This window comes from Streptomyces sp. NPDC111516 (genome assembly GCF_055635345.1).
The window spans coordinates 310867-327395 of record NZ_JBVKBV010000005.1 but is presented as its reverse complement, the minus strand read 5'-3'; the positions used below and the strand labels follow the sequence as shown (position 1 = coordinate 327395).

The following is a 16529-nucleotide window of genomic DNA, read 5'->3' as shown; positions in this document are numbered from 1 at the left end:
CAATCCGAGCGCGATCGCTCTGACCAGTCGAGCAGCATGCCTGTTTATGCGCACTCCAACCTCCGTTCGAGCGGAATTGAAGAAGGTATACCCGAGTTTCCAACCGAGGTCTAGACCACTTGGTCCAGACCCGCAAGGCACCGTCGCGCTGACCCGGCACGGACACCGGCGGCCTTCGGATCCGAAGGCCGCCGGTGCTTCATCGTGCGGCGTCGCGCCCGGTGAGTCGACGGGTCACCATTCCGAAGCGAACCGGACCTTGACGTCCCCGGTGGTGAATCCGCTGAAGAGGAACGGCGCGTCCGCGGCAGAGCTGTTCTCGGCCTCGGCCAGTACACCGAAGCGGGCATCGCCGAGCCAGGACGCGTCGAGTGGTCCGCCGACAGCGGTGAAGGTCGTGCCGTCGAGGGAGTACGAGGCGGTCACGCTCGTGCCGGTGCGCTGCAGTCGGAGCCAGACGTCCTCCTGAGCCGGATCGGGGATACGGGCCGGCTCCGCCGGGGACCCGCCGTGTTCGGTCGAGACGGTGAGGGTCGGTGCGCCCTGGTTGTGCTTGCGCTGGAGGGCGATGTAGTCGTTGTCGCCGCGGTAGAGGATGAGCCCGGCCTCCATGTAGCCGCGGGTGGTACGTCCGGTCATCTTCACCGTCGTGGTGCCCGTGCCGTTACCGGCACCGGTGAGGAGGACGTTGCGGGCGCTGTTCTGTCCGGCCCACAGGAATCCGTGGCCGGTGGGCGTCAGCGCCAGCGTGTCCGTCGGTCGCACGGTGCGGTGGTCGGGCTGGTCCCGAACGACCGACCAGTCGCCGGTGTTCAGGCTCAGTGGGGGCTCGGCGCAACCGGACGAGGAGGGGTCCCCGCCGATGTGCAGGGTGACCGGAATGCCGGTGACGCTCCCGAGTTGGCTGGGCGCGCTCGGGGTGAGGGTGACCGTGCCGGCCGCCTTCGCCGTGACCTTCCCGCTCCCGTCGACAGTGGCGACCGCGGTGTCGCTGCTGGCCCAGGTCGTCGACGGGAGCAGCGGGAGGATGTGGTCGGCGCCCCGGACCACCTCGTCGCTCGTGACCTGCGCGGTGTCGGTGGCGTTCAGATCGGCGCGCAGATTGAGGCCGTTGTCGAAGTTGTTGCCGTTGATCGAGGCGCCGGACGAGCCCCAGTAGCTGAACAGCGAGGTGGAGTACGTCGAGGCGGTGGCGGTGGCACGCACCTCCGTGGTGGTGCCGGGTGCCGGGCAGGGGTTCTTCGCCCGGGCGGTGAAGGTGGACTCCCGGTCGAGCCGGGAGACGTCGTTGCGCGCGAAGGTGATGCCGCTGACGCTCTTGGCGTCGAGCAGCTTCACATCGCCGGTCTGAAAGGTGTTGTCCTCCACGCGGATGTTGTGGTGCACCGGCTCGGCGGCATCGACGACCTGGTTGGTGGGCTCGACGAGGATCACCGGGCCGGCGGGCCTCCTGAAGGTGTTGTGGCTGATCAGGACGTCGTTGACGGGCCCGGACTCGTACCACTGGTAAGCGTCGGAGGAGATGAAGATGCTGGACATCTGCATGCCGTCGAAGACGTTGTCCTTGATCACGACCGGCTTGCGGCTGGTGACCAGGACTCCTCGGGTGGGGATGTTGCGGAAGGTGTTGCCGCTGATGTCGACGGTGGGGGTGTACGTGGTGTTCTCGACGACGAAGTTCCCGGCCGTCACCGTGTCGGGTATCGCCTTGTCGAACGTGACGGTCATGCTGGTCAGGGACTTGTCGTGGTCGGTACCGGAAGGGCCGTCCACCGACACGACTTTCGCGGTCACACCCGGCACCGGCGCCATGGTGCGCTTGTCCACGATCTCGACCGAGTCACGGGGGTGGAACTGGGGGAAACCGGCGGTCTGCGGGTGCTTGTAGGCGAGGGTGAGCACCTTCTTGTCGGCGGGCCGCGAGGTGACCTCGACGTAGGTGCCGTGGATGTTGATCGCGTCGTCGTGCGCGCCGTCGAAGACGTTCCCGGTGACCTTCACCTGGCCAGAGATTCCGGACATCTGGACGAAGTCCGCGAATCCGGCCGTGCTGCGCCCGGAGGCCGGATCGGTGCGGAACTCGTTGCCGTCGATGGTGATGTTCTTGCTGAGCTGCCCGAGGAAGCCGAAGCCGTGCAGGTAACGGGCCTTGAGACCGCGCACGGTGATGTCCTTCGACTCCCAGAACACGGCCGATGCCGTGTCCCGGGTGTCCTCACGCATCTGGTAGACGAGCCCGCGATCGCCCGGTGCGGTGGCGGTGGAGTACTCGATGCGCAGCTTCTGCCCGCCGAGGTCGCTCATCGCGGACACGTTGTTGAACAACGGATTGGCGCCGCGCCAGGTGCGCTGGGCCGCGGGGTCGTAGGTCTGGCTGTAGCGCATCCTGTCGACGCCCGACCAGTACGGCAGGCCGGTGGCCGGGCTCGTCTCGCCGAGCCAGGTGACATGGTTGTTCGCCACCGAGAAGCCGTTGGTCGGCGGGACGGACAGCACGCGGTACGCGTGCCCGTTCGACACTCCGGCCTCGGTGACCTCGGCATCGACCACCTTGGGCGCGGTGACGTCGAAGCTGAAGTCGGTGACGGCCACATTCCGCGAACGGATCGCCACGAACGTGCTCATCAGCCCGTGGAACTGCAGGTGCGAGCCGTCGCCGTCGACGGTGACGTCATGCATGTCCTCGATCAGAATGCCTATCCGCTTGTCGCGGTAGGTCTGGTTCGCGCCCACGGTGTTGGAGAGATAGAGCTCCCGGGTCTCGGCCTGCTCCGGATAGAGCTGGTAAGTGCCGTGCGGGAACAGGATCCGCGTCGGGCCCTTCAGGCTCTTGGCATGCCGCATCGCTTGGGCGACGGCCGCGGCGCTGTCCTGCTTGCCGGTCGGATCGGCGCCGAAGTCGGTGACGTCGACGACCGTCTCGGCGGCGCCGTCCGACGCGGCCGCCGCGATCGGGACAGGCGCGCAGAGCGAGAGCAGGAAGGCCGCCGCCAGTACGGCGGTGCGCGGGCGACGGTGCGCACCGCGCGGTACCCTGCCCGCCGCGGCCGTGGTGGTGTCTGTCATCGAGACCTCATCTCTGGGTAGGGGCGACTGATATGCGGGGTCGGCCGTGGAATCCGGCGATGCCGTGGTCAGTGCGGCAGTCCGACGGGACGCTCGCCGCTGCGGCGTTGCTGAATGACGACGGCGATGACGAGGAGCGCGCCCTGGGCGACGTTCTGCCAGAAGCTGTTGATGCCCTGGACGGTGAGTCCGTTCTCGAGGCAGCCGAGGAGAGCCACGGCCAGAAGGGTGCCGCCGATGCCGCCCTTGCCGCCCTTCAGGGCGGCGCCACCGAGCGCCGCGGCGGTGATCGCCTTCAGTTCCAGGCCCTCGCTGCCCGAGGTGGGCTGACCGGACCCCGTGCGGGCGGTCAGGAGGATGCCGGCGATGGCGGCGACGATGCCGATGAGGGCGTAGACGGCGATCAGGTACTTGTTGATGTTGATGCCGGCAAGACGGGCCGCGGTGTCGTTGCCGCCGATGGCGTAGATGTTGCGCCCGATGTCGGTGTACTTGAGCAGGAGGTGTACGGCCGCCGCGACGACGACGAGGATCCAGACCATGACGGGCAGGCCGGCGATCTTGCCGCGGCCGAGGAAGATGAAGACGTCGTTGTTGAGCACGTACCCCTGGGCCCGGCCGTCGGACAGAAGCTGGGCAAGGCCCTTGTAGGCCGCGAGTCCGGCGAGCGTGGCGATGGTGGGGTTGACCCTGCCGTAGACGATGACCAGACCGTTCAGGACCCCGATGAGGAGACCGACGCCGACCGCGGCGAGCATGCCGACGAAGGCGTTGGAACCGGCCGAGGTGAAGACCATGGCACTGACCACGGACGCCACGCCTGCCTGGGAACCCACGGAGATGTCCAGCCCGCCACAGATGATCACGACGGTCTGCACGATCGCCAGCAGGCCGGTGATGGTGGCGGCCTCGGCGATCACCTGCATGTTCGACCAGCTGAGGTAGTTGCTGTTGAGGATTCCGAACAGGATCAGCACGAAGGCCAGAGCACCGATGAGGCTGATGTTCTGCCCGCCGAGGCCGGCGAACCGCTTCGGCCCGGCGGGCCGCGGGTCCTCGGGGCTTCCCTTCAGTACGGTGGAAGTCGTCGTGGTCGTCATGAGGTTGCTCCAGAGGCGCCGGCGTCGACGATGTCGTCGGCCATGGCAAGGGCGAGGATGGATTCTTCGGTAGCGTCGTGGTGGTCGAGTTCTCCGGTGATCCGGCCGCCCTGCATCACGACGACCCGGTCCGCGAGACCGAGGAGTTCGGGGAGTTCGGAGGAGATCACGAGGAGGGCGACGCCCTCGGCGGCGAGGTCGGCGATGATCTGGTAGATCTCGGCCTTGGCACCGACGTCGATGCCACGTGTCGGCTCGTCGAGGATCAGCACCTTGGGCTTGCGGGCCAGCCAGCGGGCCAGGACGACCTTCTGCTGGTTGCCGCCGGACAGCTTGCGAACCTCGTGGTTGATGGAAGGGGTACGTACGCGCAACCGGTCGGTGTACTGCTGGGCGAGTTCCCGCTCCGCGGACCGCCTGACGAACCTCAGGCGCCGCAACCGGTCCAGAACCACCAGGGAGGTGTTCTCCCGGATCGACTGCTGGAGGAACAGTGCCTGCGCCTTGCGTTCCTCGGGCGCGAGCCCGAGACCGGCGCGGATGACGGCGCCGGGGTCGCCGGCGCGCAGCGCCTTGCCGTCGAGGGTGACGGTGCCGCTGTGGACGGGCAGGTCACCGGCGAGTGCCAGGGCCAGCTCCGAGCGGCCCGCGCCGATCAGCCCGGCCAGCCCCACCACCTCCCCCGAATGGACCCGCAACGAGATGTCGGTGACGTCGTCGGTCGTGAGGTGGTTGACGTCGAGCACGAGACGGTCGGTGGCGACCTTCTGCCGGACGAACATGCTCGACAGGTCCCGGCCGACCATGAGGCGCACCAGTTCGGCCTCATTGGTGGTGTTCGCCTGCTGAACGCCGACCAGGTTGCCGTCGCGCAGTACGGCGATCCGGTCGGCGAGCCGGAAGATCTCCTGCATGCGGTGTGAGACGTAGACGATGGCGATGCCCTGCTCGCGCAGCCGCCGGATGAGTGCGAACAGCGCCTCCACCTCGTGTTCCGACAGGGACGAGGTGGGTTCGTCGAAGGCGATCAACCGCGCCGGGACGGTGCCTGTCAGGGCCCGCATGATCTCCACCAACTGACGTTGTGCTGGTGTGAGTTGCGTACCCAGGAGGTCCGGGTCGAGCACGTCGGCGAAGCCGAGTCGCTGAAGGTCGCTCTCGATCCGGCGGCGCAGCTCCGCGCGGTCCAGAAGTCGTCCGGCCTTGCGGGGCAGGGCGCCCGCGTAGACGTTCTCCGCGACGGAGATGTGCGGGATGATCTCCGGCTCCTGCGGGATGATGCGGATCCCCGCAGCACGCGCGTCGGCCGGTGAGCCCAGCAGCACGCGTTCGCCACCGATCAGCACGTGCCCCTCGGTGGGCTGATGGTCGCCGGTGAGGATCTTCAGGAGAGTGGACTTCCCCGCCCCGTTCTCACCCATCAGCGCGGTCACCTGACCGCAGGGGAATTCGAGCGTCACACCGTCGAGCGCCTGCACAGCACCGAAGCGCTTCGTGACCGCCGCGACGCCGACGGAACCGTTCGGGGTCCCCGGCTCGGGGTCCTCGCCCGCCGGGCCTGTTCGAGCCGTGTTCTTGTGAGGACTGGTCATGTATCGGTTCACCTCAAAGGTGTCGTGCAGGTCGGTGTTCAAAGGGGCGGGATGCAGCGGGCCGGCTGCGGCCTTTGACCCGCGGCAGCCGGCCGGAAGCGGCGTCAGCCGCAGTTGACGCCGGACTTCTGCCAGTTGGAGGCGTCGACCATGCTCGTGGGGGCGAAGGCCTCCTGCGGGAAGTTCTTGCCGTTCTTGAGCTTGTCGTACATCGTCTGCACGGCCAGCGCACCGACATCCTTGCCGTTGATGAACAGCGCGGCCTTCATGCCGCTGGGCTTGTCCGCCTGCCACTCCTTGCAGGCCAGGTACGCGCCCAGACCGACACCGATGACGTGGTCCGGGCCGATGCCCGCGTTCTGCAGTGCGGTGACCCCGCCCATGACGTTCTCGTCGTTGCAGCCCCACATGACCCAGTTCTTCACACCCGCGTTGGCGGTGATCGTCGCCGCGATCTTGTCCTGGGCACCGGTCGGGGTGTTGTCGGTGGGCACGTCGAGGGCCTTCACACCCGGCACGGCCGCGTCGAAGGCCTTCTTGGCGGCGGCGACCCGGTCGCCGCAGACCGTCACGTCCTGCTTCCACGCCGAGACGACACGGGTGTCGGCGGCCTTCCAGCCCGCCTTCTCGAACTCCTCCGCCGCCCGCTTGCCGACCTGCTCACCCATCTGCTGACCGCTGAAACCGATGCGCGGCACGAGGTCGTCCTTGCCGCAGGCGACCGGGTCGGGACCGGTGGTGCAGATCTGGTCGTCCGAGGTCAGCAGGGCGACCTTGCCGTCCCGCGCGGTCTGCACCACCTGGGGACCGACGGCCGGATCCGGCACGACGATGATCACGCCGTTGGCCTTCTGCGCTACGGCGGACTGCACCTCGCTCACCGTCTTGTTGGCGTCGTTGCCCAGGTTGACGACCTTCAGGTCGATGCCGAGCTCCTTCGCCTTCGCCTTGGCTCCCGCCGCCTCGCCGACGAAGTACTCCTGGTCGCCCTGCTTCTGCAGGTAGGTGAGAGAGATCTTGCCCCCTACCTTGGCCGTCGAGTCCTCTCCTCCCGCCTCCTTGCCGGAGGAACAAGCGGTGCTCAGGCCGAGGGTGAGCAGCAGGCCGGTAGCAGCGGCGATGTTCCGGCGTTGGTGTGTGGTGAACATGTCGGCTCCATTGAGGGAGAGTTCGGAACTCAGGTACGCGGACCGGGGCACTGGGCTCCAGCCGGGGCGTCGGCCACGGTTTGTGCCGTTGGTGAGGGTGGTGCGGTGGCACGGTCGAGGCGCGCGGTTCGGGCTGGTCATGTGACGTGACGCGTCGGAGCCCATGGCGGCCTTGTCGACCGCGTCCGGAGCGCCGACGTGTGCTCACGGTGTCGGTGGAGCCCTGCGCACCGTGCGCACCGCAACACCCGCACCGGAAGCCCGAGTCGGCGGCACGGGGCCGGTGGGGCCGTGCGCCGTGCCGCCTTCTCACGCGTCGTCCTGCGGAATCCTGGGCTCGACCTGACTCCCTGTCAAGGTATTTGCATAATTAATGTCCAGAGGTACGGTGTGCCGCATGACAGAGCAGACGGGCCTCCGATTCCAGGGCCGGGTGGCGTTGATCACCGGCGGCGCCGCCGGGATCGGCGCCGCGACGGCACAACGGCTTGCGGCAGAGGGTGCGGTGGTGGTGGTCGTGGACATCGCCGACGCCGCGGGCCGGGAGACGGTAGCGGCGATCAACGAACAGGGCGGCCGGGCCGAGTACCGGCACGGCGACGTGACGTCGGCGGAGATGTGGGACGACCTCGCCGCGCATATGGCGGACCGCTACGGACGGCTGGACGTGCTGCACAGCAACGCCTACTCCGTGGTCGTCAAGGCCGCCCACGAGCTGACCGAGCCGGAGTGGGACGGCCAACTGGCGGTCACGCTCAAGGCCGCCTGGCTCGGCGTGCGCGCCTTCGCCCCAGCGCTGCGCGACAGCCACGGTTCGGTGGTCCTCACCTCCTCCGTCCACGCGCTGATCGGTCTGCCGGGGCATCCCGCCTACGCCGCCGCCAAGGGAGCGCTGGTGGCTCTGGGGCGGCAACTGGCCGTCGAGTACGGGCCTCAGGTACGGGTCAACACCGTCCTGCCGGGTCCGATCATGACCGCGGCCTGGGACCGCGTGGATGAGGCCGGGCGGGCCGACAGCGTGGCCGAGACGGTGGCCAAACGCTTCGGCAGGCCCGAGGAGGTCGCGTCCGCGGTTGCCTTCCTGGCGTCGGCCGACGCCTCGTACGTCACCGGCACGTCCCTCGTGGTGGACGGCGGCTGGTCCGTCGTCAAAGCTTCCTCGTGACATGAACCAAGACCCGCGCACCGGACGTCCCGAGGGACGCCCCCGCGCTCGTTGGGGGGAGCCCACATGAACCAGCCCACACGCGGTCTGCACCAGCAGATCGTCGACATCCTCGGCGAGCGCATCGTCCGCGGCGTCCACGCACCCGGGTCGTACCTGTACCCCGACCGGATCGAGCAGGAGCTCCAGATCAGCAAGACCGTGCTGCGCGAGGCCCTGCGGGTCCTGGCCTCCAAGGGCCTGATCGACTCCCGGCAGAAACGCGGCACCTTCGTCCGGCCCCGCTCCGACTGGAACCTGCTCGACGGCGACCTGCTGCGCTGGCAGGGCAAGGGCATCCCGGACGCCGGCTTCCTGGACAATCTCGCCGAGGTCCGTGGCATCATCGAACCGGCCGGGGCCCGTCTCGCGGCCCTGCGCCGCGACGACGGCGACCTCGCGGCCCTGGCCGAGGCGCTGGAGCGCATGGCCACGGCCGGCAAGGACACCGACGCGATGGTCGAGGCCGACCTCGCGTTCCACCGGTCGCTGCTGGCCGCTACCCACAACGAACTGCTCACCCGCATGGAGGTCGTTCTCGAGGCCGGTCTCCGGGTGCGCGACCACCTCGTGCACGGCGCGAACCACTGGGCCGACTCGATCCCCGCCCACGACGCGGTCCTCGCGGCCGTGCGGTCGCAGGACCCCGACGCGGCCGAACGCGCCGTTCACGCGCTGCTCGACCAGGCCGGCGCCGACCTGCGGAACGTGATGAAGAACCGCCCCCCGGAGGAGACCGGATGAAGATCACAGCACTGGAGACGTTCCTTGTCGCCCCACGCTGGCTGTTCCTGCGCATCGCCACCGACGAGGGCATCACCGGATGGGGCGAACCGGTGATCGAGGGCCGAGCCGAGACGGTCCGCGCCGCGGTGCACGAACTCGCCGACCTGCTCGTCGGCGAGGACCCGCTGCGCATCGAGCACCACTGGCAGGTGCTCACCAAGAGCGGCTTCTACCGCGGCGGCCCCGTCCTCTCCAGCGCCGTCGCCGGCATCGACCAGGCCCTGTGGGACATCGCCGGCAAGGCACACGACGTACCCGTGCACCAACTCCTCGGCGGCGCCGTCCGCGACCGGCTGCGGGTGTACGCCTGGATCGGCGGCGACAGCCCCGAACACGTCGCCGAACTCGCCCGCGAACAGGTCGAGGCCGGGTTCACCGCGGTCAAGATGAACGGCTCCGCACAGCTACGGCCCATCGACACGCTCGCGCAGAGCCGGGCCGTCGTGGACCGGGTCACCGCCGTCCGCGAGGTACTCGGCGACGACCGCGACGTGGCCATCGACTTCCACGGCCGGATGTCCACCGCCACGGCGAAGCGGATCCTGCCACTGCTGGAGCCCCTGCACCCCCTCTTCGTCGAGGAGCCCGTCCTTCCGGAACACTCCCGCAACCTGCCCCAGCTCGTCGGCGTCACCTCGGTGCCGCTGGCACTGGGCGAACGACTGTACTCCCGCTGGGACTTCCATGACGTGCTGGCCAGCGGAATCGCCGTAGCCCAGCCGGACGTCTCGCACGCCGGCGGCATCTCGGAGGTCCGGCGCATCGCCGCGCTCGCCGAGGTCCACGACGTCGCCATGGCCCCCCACTGCCCGCTCGGCCCGATCGCGCTCGCCGCGAGCATGCAACTCGGCTTCGCGATACCGAACTTCCTCATCCAGGAACAGAGCCTGGGAATCCACTACAACCGCGGTCACGACCTGCTGGACTACCTGCTCGACCCCACACCGTTCCGCTTCACCGACGGGCACGCCGCCCGGCCCACCGAACCGGGCCTCGGCATCCAGATCGACGAGAACGCCGTCCGACGCGCGGACGCCATCGGGCACCGCTGGCGCAACCCGGTCTGGCGACACGGCGACGGGTCCTTCGCGGAATGGTGACCGGACCCGCGCTGCCCCGCCCCGTGCGGCTCCCGGTCCTGGCCGAGACCGACCCCGACCACGGCGGCCGCTGGACCTCCCTGCGCACGGGCGGCCGGGAGTGGCTGTGGCACCGCCCTGATGCGGCGCGCCACACCGTCCGCCCAGGTGACGCGTTCGTCGACGCCGGCGGATTGGAGGAGTGCCTCCCGACGGTGCGCGGCACCCCCGATCACGGCGCCGCCTGGTCCCGCCCCTGGCAGCGCACCCGCGACGGCGACGTGCTGGAATGCCCGGACTTCGTCCTGCGCCGGACCATCCGGCAAGGTCCGGACGCCCTGCGGGCCCGCTACCGGCTGACCGCCGATCCGGGATACCGTCTGCTGTGGGCGGCCCATGCCCTGCTCGACGTCGGCCGCGACGCCAGGCTGGACGCGCCCCGCACCGCGGCGACCAGGCTCTTCCCTGAGGCGGCGACGCTGCTCGACCGTGCCTGGCCCCCCGGCGCACCCCACCTCACGGGCCTTTGGCCCTCCCCGTTCGGGCTGCGGCTGGACCGGCTCGGTCCCGATGACGGCACCGCCGTCGGGGCGATCATCACCGACTGCCCGAGCGTGCGGGTCATCGACGGTCCGGACACCCTCACGCTCACCGTACACACCGATGCGGACATACCCGTGTCCGTCGCACTGTGGCGCAACCTCGGCGGCTGGCCCGACGGCGCGCCCTACCGCAGCATCGGCGTTGAACCCATGCTCGGTGCCGTCTTCGACCTCGCCGAGGCCGGACCGGACGACGCAGCCACGGTCCCGTCCTGCGGTGAGCTGTGCTGGGAACTCGAGATAACGGCCACCCGCACCCCCCGTGCACCACACACTCCGCCCCCAAAACTCGCCGGAAGTCCCTGATGAAACTCACCGACCTGTCTCACCGCACTCTCGCCATCGTGCGCGGCGGCGACCGCGAGGCCGCGCTGCGCACCGTGCTCACCCTGGCCGAAGAAGGCATCACCGCTGCCGAGGTGTCCCTCACCACCGCCGACGCGTTGTGGGTGATCGAGCGTGCTCGCCGTGAACTGGGCCCCGATGCCGCCCTCGGCGCGGGTACGGTCCTGACCGCGCACGACGCCGCCCGTGCCGCCGACGCGGGAGCCGGCTTCCTGGTCACACCCGGGTTCGTCCCCGACCTTGCCGCGGAGGGGCCGGTTCAACTCCCCGTACTGATGGGCGCGCTGACACCCAGCGAGGTGATCTCGGCGGTCCGCTCCGGCGCCCTCGCCGTGAAGCTCTTCCCCGCGTCCCTCGGTGGGCCGGCCCACCTCAAGGCACTGCGAGCCCCCTTCCCCGAGGTACCGTTCATCCCCGTCGGCGGCATCGACACCGAGCAGGCAATCGCCTTCCTCTCCGCGGGCGCCGTCGCGGTCGGTGTCGGCAGCCCACTGATCGGTGACGCGGCCAGTGGCGGCGACCTCGCCGGACTACGTGCCCGTGCGGCACGCTGGCGCGCCGCGCTGGCCGGGGCGGTGACCGCATGAGCGCGCTCCGAGCGCCCGACGTGGTCACCGTCGGCGAGACCATGGCCGCTCTCAGAGCCACAGGCCCGGTCAAGCTGGCCCGCCCCATGGAACTGTCCGTCGCCGGCGCGGAGTCGAACGTCGCCATCGGCCTGGCCCGCCTGGGCCACCACGTCTCCTGGGTCGGCGCCGTGGGAGACGACGAGTTCGGGGCTCTCGTCCTGCGCACTCTGCGCGCCGAACAGGTCGACGTGTCCCATGCCCGTGCCGACACCGAGGGGCGCCCGACCGGGCTGCTGGTGCGCGAGGACGGCATCGGCGACCTGGCCAGTGTCCGCTATTACCGCGCCGGTTCGGCCGGAGCGGCACTCCGGCCCCCGGACGTCCTGGCCGCGCTGCGCCCCGGGGTACGCGTCCTCCACCTGACCGGGATCACTCCCGCCCTCGGCGCGTCCGCCGCGGAAACCGTCCTGGTCGCCGCCGAGCGGGCGGGGGAGCTGGGGGCGACAGTCTGTCTGGATGTCAACTACCGTGCCCGGCTGTGGTCGACGGAGCAGGCCAGACAGACTCTGCTGCCACTGACCCGCCGCTGCGACATCCTCATCGCCTCCGCCGACGAACTGCACCTGGTGGGAAGCGACCCGTCCCTCGCCGAGGAGGAGGCCGTCGCAGCCCTGATCGCCGAGGGGAGGCGTGAGGTGGTGATCACTCGCGGCGGCGACGGCGCCTGCGTCACGACCGCCGAGGGCACGGTCGACTCCGGCGTCCGCAGCGTGCCCGTCCGCGATGTGGTCGGAGCGGGCGACGCCTTCGTCGCCGGTTACCTCTCCGCACTGCTCGACGACCTGGACGTCGCCGAACGCCTGCAACGGGCGACGGCCACGGGCGCCTTCGCAGTCGCCACCCGCGGCGACTGGGAAGGGCTGCCCACCCGCTCCGAACTCGCCCTGCTGGACAGCCCGGCGGGCACGACCCTGCGCTGACGCACCGTTTGGAGAGACACCTGAATGAACCGACATGAGTCACCAGCCGACATCTGGGCCGACGGCGACCACGAGCTCGGCGAGGGCGCCCGCTGGGTCGACGGACGTCTGGTCTACGTCGACATCCTCGCCGGACGACTGTTGGAGGTTTTGGAGGACGGGAAGCGCACACCACGCGAACTGCTACGGCTCGACGTCCCCCTCGGCGCGGTCGCCCCGGTGCACGGCCGCCCCGGCCACTGGATAGCCGCCGCCGGCACCGGCATCGCCCTGCTGACTCCGGATGGCCGACCCGAGTGGCTGGCCCGCCCCGAGGAGCAGTCCCCCGTTCCGACCCGCATGAACGACGGGGTGTGCGACCCGCAGGGCCGGTTCTGGGCGGGCAGCATGCCCTACGACGGCACACCGGGCGCCGGCTCCCTCTACCGCACCGATCCCGACGGCTCCGTACACCGCGTCCTCGACGGCATGACCATCGTCAACGGCCCCGCCTTCTCCGCCGACGGCGACCTGCTCTACGTCGCCGACAGCGCTGCCGGTGTCATCCACCGCTGCACCCTCGACAGGGATGGAAATCCGACGGGCCGCGAGGAGTTCGCCCGTGTCACTGCCGGTGGCAGCCCCGACGGCATGACCGTGGACGACACCGGGCGGCTCTGGGTGGCGGTGTGGGGCCACGGGGTCGTCCATCGATACCGGCCCGACGGCACACTCGACGCGACCATCCCGCTGCCCACCCCACAACCCACCTCGGTGTGCCTGGTCCCGCAAGGCGGCCGCCTGCTCATCACCACGGCCCGGCACGGACTGACAGGGGCCATGGGTGTCGCCGGTGCCGTCCTCGCCGTCACGGTCGACGCGACGGCTCCGGCCGCCCGAGCCTTCGGCGCACAGTGACACGCCGCTTGTTCCGGCGCAGCCCGGCGAGAGCACGCTGCCAGTGACCGGATCCGCGTGCCGCCGGTTTCGGCCGGCGGCACGCGGATCTTTTGCGGGCGACTCATCAGGACTCCCCGTGGGGTCTCACACCCTTACGGGGTGGTGATCTTTTCGGCGGACGTCCGGGCGATCGACGGTGAGTCCGTTGTCGTTCCGCCCTCCCTTCGGCGGCGTCCTCGGCGGCGCCCGAGATTGCTACTGCCAGTTTTCCGCGGGCGGTGTTGTGCGGGTCTTCATCGAGAAGCAGGGATCAACGTCGCGGAGGTGGTACGTCTTGTCCCTGCCGCTCTTTGCCAAACAGGAGACAGAAGACGGCCCCTGGCCGGCGTCGCCGCCGGCCAGGGGCTCCTTTTCGGGATCAGCCCATGTCAGCCGTCGGACTCCGCCGACGGGATGAAGGCGCCCGGCACGTCCTCCGGCGCGAAGATCTTGTCCTCTCCGGGGTACGGCTTCGACCACTCGTGCGTCTGGTACCACGTGAGGTGGTTCAGCTGCGCGGGGTTCGCGAAGTCGGGCACCGCGTTGGGCCCGGTCAGCCGCTGGTGCGACTTCCAGTTGTCCCACTTCGCCGCGAGCGCCTGCTTGGCCGCCGGCACCTTCGCCGACGGCGCGGGTGCCGCGCTCGGGTTCTGCGGCGCCGGGGTGTCCAGGCCGCAGGAAGGCGGGGTCTTCAGACCATCGGTCAGCGAGGTCCGGTTGGGCAGAGCGGTGAACGGTGTGAAGTCCGCGTGCTGGGTGAACGCCCCACGCATCGGGCTGGCCGCGCTGTCCTTCTGGTTCATCGGGTGGATCCCGAGGATCTGCTCGATGGTCCGGATCATCGTGATCTGCGAGTAGTAGCGGCTGTCGACCTTGCCGTGCTGCGCCCACGGGCTGATGATCTGGATCGGGGCACGGTGGCCGTCGACGTGGTCGAGGCCTGCCTGGGAGTCGTCCTCGACGACGAAGATCGCCGAGTCCTTCCAGTACTTGCTGTGCGAGATCTCGTCAACCATCTTGCCGACCGCGAGGTCGTTGTCCGCGACAGCGGCGGCGGAGTTCGTCGGACCACCGGTGTGGTCGTTGGAGAACCAGAACATGTTCAGGTTCGCCGGACCGTTCTTCTCGAAGTCCTGCTTCCAGATCTCGTGCTTGTAGATGTCCGGGACGTCCATGTCGAACTTAGGGAAGCCGGGCACCGACACCTTGTTGAGCGACGGGATCGCCGAGCCCGTTTGTATGGGGTAGGCGGTCTTCTGCCCGGTCGCGTCCATGTTCTTGGTGTCGCAGTACAGGTTCTGCCAGCTCGCGCCGGCCGGCTTGCTCTCGAACGACTGGAACTGGCCGAAGTCCCGCACGGTCTTCCCGGCCGCCTGCGCACCGGTCCAGATGAAGCCGGACTTCTGGTGGCCGAGAGCGTCGTCCTGGGTGTCGTAGCTGCGCGTGTACTCACCGGCCGAGGACTCGGTGTACTCCGGGTTGTCGGCCTGCATCAGCCAGTTGTGACCCTCGGCGGAGTTCGTGCCGATGTCGTACGTGTTGTCGTACAGCCCGAACTGCCGAGCCAGCGCGTGCTGGTTCGGCGTCACGTTCTCGCCGAACTGCGCCAGCGACTTGTCTCCGTTGCCCTGCGGCATGTCACCGAAGACCTGGTCGTAGGTCCGGTTCTCCTTGACGAGCAGGAAGACGTGCTTGATCGTCGAGGGGTCGCCGAGCTTCACCGGGACCGGCACCGGCTTCGCGTCGCCCTTGCCCTGGGTGACCGAGCCGCCGTGCCAGCCGTTCTGGGTGAAGACCTTGCCGGTCTCGGACTTGATGACGCCGTCGTCCGGCAGCGTGAACTGCGTCAGGCTCGACGTCGTGTCGTGGGTGCCGTGCCCGGCCTTGTTGGTGGGGCGGCGGGCGTCGATACCACGGGTGTTGGAGACGACCACATTCTTGCCGACGGTGGTGATCTCCGCGGGGAAGTAGTCCGTCGGAAGCAGGCCGACGTAGCTGGCCGGCTCCTGCGGGGAGGTGTACCGGTAGACGGCGACCGCATTGGCGCGGCCGAGCGTCACCAGCAGGCGACCGTCGTCGGTGAGCGTCACCGCGTTGGGCTCGTAGCCCACCGATGCCTCCGGCCACGGCCGGGTGGCGATGGTCTGCACGACCTTGTCGTTGGCGGTGTTGATGACCGACACGTCGTTGTCGGCGGTGTTGGTGACGAACACCGCCCCGTTCTTGGCGTACACCGCGGTCGGGTGCAGACCGACATCGATGCTCCCGACGGCGGTGGACGCGTCCGCCAGGTTGATGACGCTGACCGTGCCGGTGGTGGTGGCACCGGTGTCCGGGTCGGCCGGCACCTGGGTGCCGTAGGAGTTGATCGTGGTGTCGCCGGCCTTGGCCGGACGCCCGCCCTCGTTGCTGACGTAGAGCTTGTCGCCGACCATGGCGATGCCACGGGGGGCATTGCCCACGGTCCAGCTCTGCTTGATGGTCCCGGTCGCCGCGTCGATGGCGACCACCCGGTTCTGGCCGTTGACCGCGGAGTACACGGTGGAGCCGTCGGCCGAGAAAACCGCCGCACCCACCAGTGCGCGCTTGGAACCGTCGGCCGGGATCGGGATGAACGTCGGGTTGGCGACGCTGCCGTCCGGGTTCACGGTGAACTTGCGGTAGCCGTCAGCCTGACCCAGCCACAGCTGCGAACCGTCGGGCGAGTACGTGGGGCCTTCCTGGCCCACGTCGTTGCCGCTGATGCGCAGATCCGCCGACGCGTTGTTACCGACGCGCTGCTTCACCTGCCCGGTCTTGAGGTCCATGACGACCAGCGCCATCCCACCGTCGGTGACCGAGGCCGCGAGGTGGGTGCCGTCCGGGCTGACCGAAGACGACATGATCTTGCCGTCGTTGATGACGGCGCGGCTGCCATACGGGGCGATGTACTGGTCGGCAGAGACGACCTGACCATTGGCGGTGACCTGGCCGACCTGCTGGGTGCCGAACTGATGCGTCTGGGCAACAGCGGTGCCGGTGACGGCGAGAGCGACAGCGACGCCCGCCGATACCAGAGTGGTCCGGCGGCCGACGCGCCTGCCGAAAAGGCTGATCTGTTCCTTCTCGTCAATCCGACGCTGCCGTGTTACCTGCATGGA

General features: G+C 69.3%; 12 protein-coding genes. 7 read left to right on the top strand and 5 right to left on the bottom strand.

All coding sequences use genetic code 11. From position 1 onward, the window contains the following. Positions 1-234: 234 nt before the first annotated feature. The 4 genes from ACZ7L9_RS13650 to ACZ7L9_RS13635 all read right to left on the bottom strand — a co-directional run bounded on the left by ACZ7L9_RS13650 (position 235) and on the right by ACZ7L9_RS13635 (position 6906). On the bottom strand, positions 235-3066 hold the full coding sequence (locus tag ACZ7L9_RS13650) for a beta-xylosidase family glycoside hydrolase (protein ID WP_471415111.1): 2832 nt from the start codon (positions 3064-3066) through the stop codon (positions 235-237). A gap of 68 nt (positions 3067-3134) precedes the next feature. Next, the gene (locus ACZ7L9_RS13645) at positions 3135-4166 is read right to left on the bottom strand and encodes an ABC transporter permease (RefSeq protein WP_471415110.1); all 1032 of its coding nucleotides are present in this window, start codon (positions 4164-4166) and stop codon (positions 3135-3137) included. Further along, entirely contained in the window at positions 4163-5758 is a 1596-nt protein-coding gene (locus tag ACZ7L9_RS13640; RefSeq protein WP_471415108.1) for a sugar ABC transporter ATP-binding protein, read from the bottom strand. The genes ACZ7L9_RS13645 and ACZ7L9_RS13640 overlap by 4 nt, the downstream gene beginning before the upstream one ends. 104 nt (positions 5759-5862) lie before the next feature. Continuing rightward, positions 5863-6906 (bottom strand): substrate-binding domain-containing protein, encoded by a 1044-nt coding sequence (locus ACZ7L9_RS13635; RefSeq protein ID WP_471415107.1) that lies wholly within the window; start codon positions 6904-6906, stop codon positions 5863-5865. Positions 6907-7303: 397 nt separating this feature from the next. On the opposite strand from ACZ7L9_RS13635, the gene ACZ7L9_RS13630 reads away from it, so the two are divergent. The 7 genes from ACZ7L9_RS13630 (at position 7304) to ACZ7L9_RS13600 (ending at position 13368) form a co-directional block, all read left to right on the top strand. Further along, complete coding sequence (locus tag ACZ7L9_RS13630; RefSeq protein WP_471415106.1) at positions 7304-8071, top strand: SDR family NAD(P)-dependent oxidoreductase; 768 nt, start codon at positions 7304-7306, stop codon at positions 8069-8071. A 66-nt stretch (positions 8072-8137) separates the two neighbouring features. Beyond that, positions 8138-8854, top strand: a complete 717-nt coding sequence (locus ACZ7L9_RS13625) for a FadR/GntR family transcriptional regulator (protein ID WP_471415105.1) — start codon at positions 8138-8140, stop codon at positions 8852-8854. Further along, on the top strand, positions 8851-9996 hold the full coding sequence (dgoD, locus tag ACZ7L9_RS13620) for a galactonate dehydratase (protein ID WP_471415103.1): 1146 nt from the start codon (positions 8851-8853) through the stop codon (positions 9994-9996). The genes ACZ7L9_RS13625 and dgoD overlap by 4 nt, the downstream gene beginning before the upstream one ends. Further along, on the top strand, positions 9990-10883 hold the full coding sequence (locus ACZ7L9_RS13615) for a hypothetical protein (RefSeq protein ID WP_471415101.1): 894 nt from the start codon (positions 9990-9992) through the stop codon (positions 10881-10883). The genes dgoD and ACZ7L9_RS13615 overlap by 7 nt, the downstream gene beginning before the upstream one ends. Next, the gene (locus ACZ7L9_RS13610; protein WP_471415100.1) at positions 10883-11509 is read left to right on the top strand and encodes a bifunctional 4-hydroxy-2-oxoglutarate aldolase/2-dehydro-3-deoxy-phosphogluconate aldolase; all 627 of its coding nucleotides are present in this window, start codon (positions 10883-10885) and stop codon (positions 11507-11509) included. Before ACZ7L9_RS13615 ends, ACZ7L9_RS13610 begins: the two co-directional genes overlap by 1 nt. Then, entirely contained in the window at positions 11506-12471 is a 966-nt protein-coding gene (locus ACZ7L9_RS13605; RefSeq protein ID WP_471415097.1) for a sugar kinase, read from the top strand. The genes ACZ7L9_RS13610 and ACZ7L9_RS13605 overlap by 4 nt, the downstream gene beginning before the upstream one ends. A 24-nt stretch (positions 12472-12495) precedes the next feature. Next, positions 12496-13368, top strand: coding sequence for an SMP-30/gluconolactonase/LRE family protein (locus ACZ7L9_RS13600; protein ID WP_471415096.1), 873 nt, complete (start codon positions 12496-12498; stop codon positions 13366-13368). A gap of 410 nt (positions 13369-13778) precedes the next feature. Here the strand turns inward: ACZ7L9_RS13600 and ACZ7L9_RS13595 are convergent, their stop codons facing one another. Continuing rightward, positions 13779-16526: a bifunctional YncE family protein/alkaline phosphatase family protein gene (locus tag ACZ7L9_RS13595; RefSeq protein ID WP_471415094.1), complete on the bottom strand. Its 2748-nt coding sequence runs from the start codon at positions 16524-16526 to the stop codon at positions 13779-13781. Between the last annotated feature and the right edge of the window lie 3 nt (positions 16527-16529).